Annotated in this window: 8 protein-coding genes and 1 pseudogene; 7 read left to right on the top strand and 2 right to left on the bottom strand. The window is 67.2% G+C overall.

What is annotated here, in order from left to right; all coding sequences use genetic code 11:
• Positions 1-12 precede the first annotated feature (12 nt).
• The 7 genes and pseudogenes from HMPREF9440_RS12420 to HMPREF9440_RS06320 all read left to right on the top strand — a co-directional run.
• Positions 13-105: pseudogene (locus HMPREF9440_RS12420) on the top strand (ankyrin repeat domain-containing protein); the annotation flags it as partial.
• Between the two features lie 294 nt (positions 106-399).
• Positions 400-1,200 (top strand): DUF6630 family protein, encoded by an 801-nt coding sequence (locus HMPREF9440_RS11470; protein WP_172634294.1) that lies wholly within the window; start codon positions 400-402, stop codon positions 1,198-1,200.
• A gap of 17 nt (positions 1,201-1,217) precedes the next feature.
• Entirely contained in the window at positions 1,218-2,243 is a 1,026-nt protein-coding gene (locus HMPREF9440_RS06340; RefSeq protein ID WP_040764300.1) for an ankyrin repeat domain-containing protein, read from the top strand.
• A gap of 33 nt (positions 2,244-2,276) precedes the next feature.
• Positions 2,277-3,242, top strand: a complete 966-nt coding sequence (locus HMPREF9440_RS06335) for a DUF4261 domain-containing protein (protein WP_008542591.1) — start codon at positions 2,277-2,279, stop codon at positions 3,240-3,242.
• Between the two features lie 88 nt (positions 3,243-3,330).
• On the top strand, positions 3,331-3,801 hold the full coding sequence (locus HMPREF9440_RS10665; protein ID WP_008542589.1) for a YbjN domain-containing protein: 471 nt from the start codon (positions 3,331-3,333) through the stop codon (positions 3,799-3,801).
• 622 nt (positions 3,802-4,423) lie between these two features.
• Positions 4,424-4,969, top strand: a complete 546-nt coding sequence (locus HMPREF9440_RS06325; RefSeq protein ID WP_148516471.1) for a MotA/TolQ/ExbB proton channel family protein — start codon at positions 4,424-4,426, stop codon at positions 4,967-4,969.
• A gap of 146 nt (positions 4,970-5,115) precedes the next feature.
• Entirely contained in the window at positions 5,116-5,781 is a 666-nt protein-coding gene (locus tag HMPREF9440_RS06320) for an aspartate/glutamate racemase family protein (RefSeq protein ID WP_008542586.1), read from the top strand.
• 165 nt (positions 5,782-5,946) lie between these two features.
• Here HMPREF9440_RS06320 and HMPREF9440_RS10660 read toward each other — a convergent pair whose 3' ends face one another.
• Both HMPREF9440_RS10660 and thiC read right to left on the bottom strand, forming a co-directional pair.
• Entirely contained in the window at positions 5,947-6,423 is a 477-nt protein-coding gene (locus HMPREF9440_RS10660) for a lipocalin-like domain-containing protein (RefSeq protein ID WP_008542585.1), read from the bottom strand.
• 297 nt (positions 6,424-6,720) lie between these two features.
• Positions 6,721-7,871, bottom strand: a 1,151-nt coding sequence (gene thiC / locus HMPREF9440_RS06310; RefSeq protein WP_008542584.1) for a phosphomethylpyrimidine synthase ThiC, incomplete at its 5' end; no start/stop codon positions are given.

Genomic DNA, 7,871 nt, shown 5'->3' with positions numbered 1-7,871 from the left:
TCTGCCGAGGCGATGACGGAGCGGCTCCTCGAGGCCGGGGCCGACCCGACGGCATCGGACGCCGAAGGCCGCACCGCGCTCGACCGCGCGGCCGCCGAGGGTCATGCCCGCGTCGTGGGGAAGCTCCTCGATGCGGTGAGCGCTTGGAGGGAGATGCATCCGAAACCTGAAGACGCTGGGGCCGCTGAGCCCGCCGCGTCCGGCAACGATGCTCCCGCCGGGCCTCAAGATGATTGCGGACCCGCGCCTGCACCCGAACCCGCAGCGCCCGAAGAGGACGCCGAAGCTCCGTCCGGTTCATCCTTCTTCGCGCGGATCCGGGCGAGGGCACCCCAAGCGGCTCCGGAGCCTGCGACGGGTGGTGCGCCCGTTGCGCCTCAATCAAACGCAACGAAAGCAATGAAAGAAGCCGGGGAACCCGTCGAATCGAACGAAGAACCGGCGGTCCCGGAAGTCCATCCGGCTCGGACGGGGTCCGGCTCATCCTTCTTCGCGCGCATCCGTGCGCGTGCGCCTCAGGCGCCGTCGACCCGTCCCGAAGACCCCTCCGAACTTCTGGTCGAGGCCGTTCTTCAACCCGAAAAGGGAGATGCGGCCGGCGCTCCCGAAGCTTGCGCCGCTTCTTCGGCCCCCGAAACCTCCACCGTGCTCACCCCTGAAGCCCGTACGGAGCGCATCCGCACGACCTTCTTCTTCCTGAAGCTTCTCGCGCCTGAAGAGAAGCCTCTCCACGAGGTCGAGCTTCTCGCCCGTGGTCTCGTCGACGCTGCGTTTTCGCCCGGCGACTGGGTGAATCCCTTCACCCGGGAGAGGTCGTACGGAGACCTTGAAACCGCCGCCCGGTTCCCGCGGATGGTCGCGGATCTGCTGATCGGGTGGGGCGTCGCGGTCGAGGTCGACTGGAAGACCGAAGCGGATGACTTCTGCGAGGCGGTCGCCTCGCTCCCTGCGGCCGCGCTCTTCCGGGAGCGCGGGTTCGAAGCGATTCCACTCCCGTCCGACGACGATGAGGTGCCGGTCTATGCGCGGCGCTTCGACGCGGCCTGCGAAGCCCTCGGGATCCCGTTGAGGATCGCCGCGCTCGACGTCGATTCGGACGGCTTCGTATTGGCGCTTCTTCCCGCCCGAACGGTCCCGGCCGCCCGCGGCGCGGCCGCTGCGGCGGGGCTGCGGCTCAGCGATTCCGCCAACATGCATTGACCACGAAGGAGAACAAGATGCTCGGCAAAACCCTATTTGAAGCCGTACGGGGCCGTCAGGCCGGCGTGGTGCAGGCGCTTCTCGCCCGGGCGAAGGGCCCGGACGAGGTCGACGCCAGGAACGACGAGGGCGAAACGCCCCTGATGCTTGCCGCGCAGGGATCGGCGCTTCCCATCGTGAGGCTCTTTCTCAAGGCCGGGGCGAGCGTCTTCACGGCGGACCGCGAAGGGCTCACCGCGCTTCACCACGCGGCGCTGCAGGCGAATCCCCTCGTCATCGACGAACTCCTCGCCGCAGGGGCGGATCCCAACGCCCAGACGCGAGACGGCCGAACGCCCCTCATGATGCTCGCCTACGGACGAAAGGGCGACGCGGTGCTGAGGATCCTCGCGCGTCAGGATCTTCCCGTCCCGCCCGACCTGCGTCTTGCCGACCGCGACGGCCGCACGCTCATGGACTATGCCGCGGCGGCCGACCTTTCCGAAGTCGTCAAGGCGGTGGGCGAAAAGCTCGCCGCGGAGGGCGGCTCGGGCGCCGGAGGCCTCCAGACCGACCGGTTCGGCGCGACCGCGCTCCACCATGCGGCCCGCTCGGGCGACGTCGAGACGCTCCGCACGCTTCTCGCCGCCCCCAGGGCCGACGTCAACGCCCGCACCGATGCGGGCGAGACGCCTCTTCTCATCGCCGCCCGGGAGGGCGAAGTCGGCGCGCTCCGGTTCCTCCTCACGGTCGGCGCCGAACCCGACCGTACCGGCCGTAGCGGCGAGACGCCCCTGTCGGAGGCCGCCCGGTTGGGCCGCATCGTGGTGGTCGAGGCGCTTCTGAAGGCGGGTGCCGATCCGAACCTCCCGATGAAGACCGGGATGACGGCGCTGCTCTTCGCCGTGCGCGAACGTCACGTCGACGTGGTGCGCGCGCTCCTCGCCGCGGGCGCCGACCCGAAGGCGAAGGACACGGACGGCCGCGACGCGCTCACCTACGCCGCCGCGACGGGCCACGAGGCGCTGACGGCGATGTTGGTCGAAGCCGGAGCGCTCGACTGACCACCATCGAACACCATCCAAGGGGGATGCCCCATGTCCGAAGACCGATTCCACACCCACGACGGGGCCGCCGTCCCCGACGACTACGAGCCGACCGACGACGAGATCGCCCGGGCGCTTTCGCCGGCCCGCCGACCCTTCTTCACGGTCGTGCTGACGGAGAAGCCCGGGTTCGACCGCGACGCCTTCCTCAAGGCGTTCCAAGAGGAGTGGGACATCGAGCCCGATGAGCCCGACGAGGCCGATGAGGCGCTTTTTGCGGGTGTCGTGGAAGACCCCGACGGCGAGGATGGAGCGGCCGGACCGCTCACCTTCTCGTTCGACGACTTCCTCTGCTCGGTGATGCCGATGCCGTTCCCCGTCCCCGACGGCGAAGCCGAGGAGAGCGCCGAACACAACTTCCTTTGGCCCGAGGCGGTCGAAACGACCAAGCGGCACGCCGCGAACCTCGTCGTCGCCGTGATGGGGCCGTTCTCCGACGTGGAGACCGGGGACGCAGACGACGCTGAAGACTACGGTCTCGCCGTCGCGAAGGCGCGCGCGAAGCTCCTCGTCAAGCTCACCGCCACCGCCGCGAAGCTCCCCGGCGCGTTGGGCGTCTACACCTGCGGCACGGTCTTCGAGCCGCAGGCCTACCGCGAGGGTGCCGAGCCCATGAAGGAGGACGAGGACTTGCTGCCGCTCAGGAGCCTCGTTTGGATCAACCTCTGGATGTCGGAAGAGGGCTTCTGCGCCGGGACCGACGGCCTCTCGGCCTTCGGCTTCAAGGAAATCGAAGTGCTCGACGTGCCGGAAGAGAAGGCCGATCCCGACGCCCTCCTCAACTTCGTCCTCATGGGCGCCCTCTACGTGCTCGAGTACGGCGCCGTGTTGGAGGAAGGTGAGACCATCGGCTTCACGGAAGAGGACCAACACCCCGTCACCGTCTCGCCCGGCGAGAGCCTGGACGCGGACACCGTCAAGATCGAGTACGGCGACGGCTGGGAGGCGCCCGTTTGAGGTACAATCCGTGGGGTGCCCGGACAGCGAAAGTCCTGGCGCCCCACCACCCGTCCGGTAACCACATCACCCAAAAGAGAGAAAACCCATGAACCAAAAGCAGCTCACCGAAACCGTCCGCAAGTTTTTCGACCACATCGAGTGGCAGTACGATTTCGACGAAACCGACAATTACTTCATGACGGGCTCGCGCTTTGAGGGCGGCGTCGAATACTGCAACGTCATCGTCGACGTCGAGGACGAGTTCGTGCACTGCTACGCGGTCGTGCCCTTCGAAGTCCCGGCCGAGCGCCGCGCGGACGCCGCCGAATTCGTGACGCGCGCGAACTCCGGCATGAAGCGCGGCGCGTTCGAACTTGACTACGCCGACGGCGAAGTGCGCTTCCACACCTACATGGACGTCCCGGAAGGGGCGGCGGAACCGAGCGAAATCCAGCTCGTGCTTCTCACCCAAGCTCCGATCGCGATGATCCAGCGCTACGGGATGGGTTTGAAGGACGTCGCGGAGGGGACGAAGACGCCCGCGCAGGCCGTCGCGGAAGCCGAAACCCGCAGCTGAGCGCCGCCCGCGCCGCCGCGGCGAATCGAAACGGAAGAAAGCGGAAGCAAGCCCAAGGAAAGGCGTACCGGCATCAAGACGCCGGGCGCCTTTCCTTTTCGTACCGTACGGCCGTGCTCCCCTGCGCCTTCCCCGTGCTATTTCCCGTGCGCCTTTCTTCAGGGAGGCGCAAATCATGTTTCACAGAAGGCCGGACGGGGAGGGGAACTGACCGTTCCTGCGATCCCGACGACGAAAGTTTCTTCCCCCTGCGGCTGTCCGGTACCCCCACCGTTCGGGAGGCGCGTTCTCATGAGGACGGCCTAGCGTGTCAACCGGCAACAATTTCGTTTCTGTCCGGGTGTCCCTCGGGTACCCGCATGGGGCGCAGGCATCTCTGACATAGGGTGAATGTCGTAGACGCCGACCCGCGTCAAAAGCACGTTGGGCCGACGCGCGCGGCTTGGGTATGCTGTCTCTATACTGTTCTCCAATTGAGAACGGTTCGCAACAAGAGAGTGACACCGAACATGCCCGAAACCCACATCAGAGCCCCCATCGGTCCCCGTCGTCCGGGCGACCTGACGGGTGCGGAACCCGCACCCCAAATGTCTCCCCTCATCACCCCGTGGGAGGCTTCGTCATGATGCCCCCAACCGCTTGGGCCGCCCGATGGGTGATGGAGGACCCGCAGCTGCGGGACTTCTTTGTTCTCGATGGCGACGTTCTCACGGCGCTTCTCCTCTGCGGCGCCGCACTTTGGTTTCTGATCGTCTGGGCGACGGCGAGCGTGCGCCGCTTCGAGGCGACCTCGATGGGGACGGCCGACGCGATCGACGCGCTGCCCCTTCGTGAGCGCAGCGTGCGCATCACCTCGATCCTGCGCCGCGCGGGCGGCATTGCGCGCAAGCGCATCCGTTGGGCGAAGGCCCTGGTCGTGGTGCTTCCGATGCTGGGGCTCTGGGGCGCGGTCGACGGCCTCATCCGCAGCTTTTCCTCGATGGCCGTCTGCACGGTGCACCCGGAGGCGCCCACCTTCTTCGGGCTTCACGCCCACGGGATCGACGAGGCGGTCCTCACCGTGGGGCTCGGGATTCTGCTCTCCGTCCCCGCCTTCTGGGCGATCCGCAAGCTCGACCATCTGCTTCTTGAAATCCAGGACCGGCTCCACGCGAGGTTTTCGGACTGATTCCCAGTGTTCTGATCCTTGACGGATCCCCTTCAGGATCCTCCCGATGCGCCCGCACTGCCGGGCGCTTATCGTTGGGAAGAACGTCCGCGGACGGGCGGCGGACAAACGATGAACGAAGACAGACGGGCAGGGAGGATCACACCATGAAAACGATCGGTCTCATCGGCGGGATGAGCTTGGAGTCTACCGTCACCTACTATCAACTCATCAACCGCGCCGTGCGGGAGCGCCTGGGCGGCCTCCATTCCGCGAAGATCGTCCTCTGGAGCGTGGAGTTCGACGAGATCGAGCGGTGCCAGTCGTCGGGCGACTGGGAGAAGGCCGCCCGGATCCTCGCCGACTGCGCGAAGGGACTCGAAGCGGCGGGCGCCGACATGGTCCTGATCTGCACCAACACGATGCACAAAGTGGCGGATGAGACCGCTGCGGTCGTCTCGGTGCCGCTTCTCCACATCGCCGAGGCGACGGGGAGGGCGCTCGGGCGGGACGGCGTCAAGCGCGTCGCGCTCCTCGGGACCAAATACACGTTGACCGAGCCCTTCTACAAGGACCGGCTCGCGACTCAAGGCTTTGAAGTGATGATTCCCTCTGCGGCGGACGTCGAGATGGTGAACCGCGTGATCTTCGAGGAGCTCTGCGTCGGCGTCGTGAAGCCCGAATCGAAGGCGGCGTTCCTTCGCGTCATCGAAGACCTCCGGAAGCAGGGCGCCGAAGCCGTCATCCTCGGCTGCACCGAGATCGGGATGTTGGTCTCCCAGGCCGATACGGACCTGCCCGTCTACGACACGACCGTCATTCATGCGGAGTAGGCCGTGCGGGCGGCGTTGGACGACTGACGACCGGCACCCTTGGGAGAGCCGACAACGAAAAGCCGCCCGGGCGTGGTGCCTTGGGCGGCTTTCTCATCCGTGTCCGTCGACCTCCTCAGCCTCCAAGACCTCAGGAGCGGACCGGACGGATCAGGGCGCCGAGTCTTACAGCACCTTCTCGAAGTGGTGCTCCAGGCTCCCCTGACGGATCTTGAGCGTATTGGGCGTCACCTCTTCGATCAAGTACTCCATCGCGAAGGGGATCGTGATGCCGTTCCCGATGCTGTCGCCGTAGAGCGTGAGGATGTCGCCCTTGACGCTCCAGCGGTTGACGGCGAGGGTCGCCATGTTGATGGAGGACGCCGTCCCGTCCTTGTTGAGCCTGTAGCCCTGGAAACGCCCGGGCTGGCCCGGCACCGGTTCCTCCCAGCCGCCGACCAACTTCGCCGGGTCGACCTCCATCGAGGGGACGTAGTCCTTCCCCGGGTCCTCACCCGCGGTGCCGCCCGTGACCGAGAAGCCGGGCATCGGGAGCCCCCGCTCCCAGGTGTCCGCCATCGCGCCGCAGCCGGACAAAAGGGCCGAGCCGAGAAGGGACGTGGCGGCGAGAAGGATGAGCGAAGTGCGGCGGTCGTGAAGCATGGTCTTGGCAGAGGAGTGCGGTGCGGGACGAGTGGAGCGGTACGGGTTGAGCGGTACGCGGATGCCTTCGTACCGAAAGCGCGAGGTCCGGGCGGTCCGGGCGCGGGGAAAGTGCCGACCCGCCCCGGGCGCCGCCCGACCTCACGGCGAATTATCGCCCAGCGGCGCCGTTGCGGGCGTCATGAAGAATTCACGAGACGTTTCCGGAAGCGGCCGGAAGCGGCCGGACCGCGCCGGAGCCGTCCGGTCTTCGTCCCCGGACGCCCGATCCGGCTGATTTCTCCCGATTCCCGTCCTTCAGTCCTTGAACCAGTCCCGCGCGATCTTCATCGGACAGAACTTCGGTCCGCACATCGAGCAGAAGTGCGCCTCGTCGGCGCCCCGACCCGAGAGCGTCTCACCGCGAAGCCGCTCGGCGTACTTGGGGTCGAAAGAGAGCGCGTACTGGTCGCGCCAGCGGAATTCAAAGCGCGCGGCCGACATCAACCGGTCCCGCAGGATCGCCATGTCGCGCCCCTTCGCGATGTCCGCGGCGTGGGCGGCGATGCGGAAGACCGCCATGCCTTCCTTGAGGTCGTTGACGTCGGGGAGGCCCAGATGCTCCTTGGGGGTCACGAAGCAGAGCATCGACGCGCCCGCGGCCCCGATCATCGCGCCACCGATCGCGGCGGTCACGTGGTCCCACCCGGCACCCGAGTCGGTCACCAAGGGCCCCAGGGTGTAGAAGGGCGCGCCGCCCGTGAGGCGGTCGTTCAGCTCCTGATTCGCGGCGATGCCGGGCATCGGGATGTGCCCGGGGCCTTCGATCATCACCTGCACGCCCTTCGCCTGCGCGCGTTTGCCGAGCTCGGCGATCACTTCGAGTTCACCCCACTGCGCGGCATCGTTCGCATCCATGGCGGACCCCGAGCGGAGCCCGTCCCCCAAACTGAGCGTCACGTCGTACTCACGCGCGATCTCCAGAATCTCGTCGAAGTTCTCATAGAGGAAGTTTTCGCAGCCGTGCCGGTGCATGTGCGCGGCCATGATGCCGCCTCCGCGCGAGACGATGCCGGTGAGTCGGTGCTTCGTCGCTTCGACGAGGCGGCGAAGCACCCCCGCGTGAATCGTCATGTAGTCGACGCCGTCGGCGGCCTGCTCCCTCATCACCCGGGCGAAGAGCGCCATGTCGAGCTTCTCCGGGTCGCCGCCCGCGCGCTCCAGGGCCTCATAGATGGGGACGGTGCCGACCGGCACCGACGCCCAGCGGAGCACCTCCCGGCGCATCTTCCCGATGCCGGGCCCCACCGACAAATCCATCACGGTGTCGGCGCCGGCGAGCATCGCGGCGCCGATGAGCTCCATGGAAGAGGACTTCCCGCCGCCCGGCGTCGCGCCGAAGTTGGCGTTGATCTTCGTGCGGAAGGCCTTCCCGATGATGGTGGGCTCCAGCCTCCGGTGGGAGCGGT

The organism is Sutterella parvirubra YIT 11816 (genome assembly GCF_000250875.1).
Lineage (GTDB): Bacteria > Pseudomonadota > Gammaproteobacteria > Burkholderiales > Burkholderiaceae_F > Sutterella > Sutterella parvirubra.
Note: the sequence above shows the minus strand (reverse complement) of the source record. Positions and strands in the feature narration are given on the sequence as shown.

Bases quoted from the DNA above. Each gene is read 5' to 3' on its own strand.
- HMPREF9440_RS11470 (WP_172634294.1), top strand. From the start codon at position 400: ATGAAAGAAGCCGGGGAACCCGTCGAATCGAACGAAGAACCGGCGGTC.
- HMPREF9440_RS06340 (WP_040764300.1), top strand. From the start codon at position 1,218: ATGCTCGGCAAAACCCTATTTGAAGCCGTACGGGGCCGTCAGGCCGGC.
- HMPREF9440_RS06335 (WP_008542591.1), top strand. From the start codon at position 2,277: ATGTCCGAAGACCGATTCCACACCCACGACGGGGCCGCCGTCCCCGAC.
- HMPREF9440_RS10665 (WP_008542589.1), top strand. From the start codon at position 3,331: ATGAACCAAAAGCAGCTCACCGAAACCGTCCGCAAGTTTTTCGACCAC.
- HMPREF9440_RS06325 (WP_148516471.1), top strand. From the start codon at position 4,424: ATGATGCCCCCAACCGCTTGGGCCGCCCGATGGGTGATGGAGGACCCG.
- HMPREF9440_RS06320 (WP_008542586.1), top strand. From the start codon at position 5,116: ATGAAAACGATCGGTCTCATCGGCGGGATGAGCTTGGAGTCTACCGTC.
- HMPREF9440_RS10660 (WP_008542585.1), bottom strand. From the start codon at position 6,423: ATGCTTCACGACCGCCGCACTTCGCTCATCCTTCTCGCCGCCACGTCC.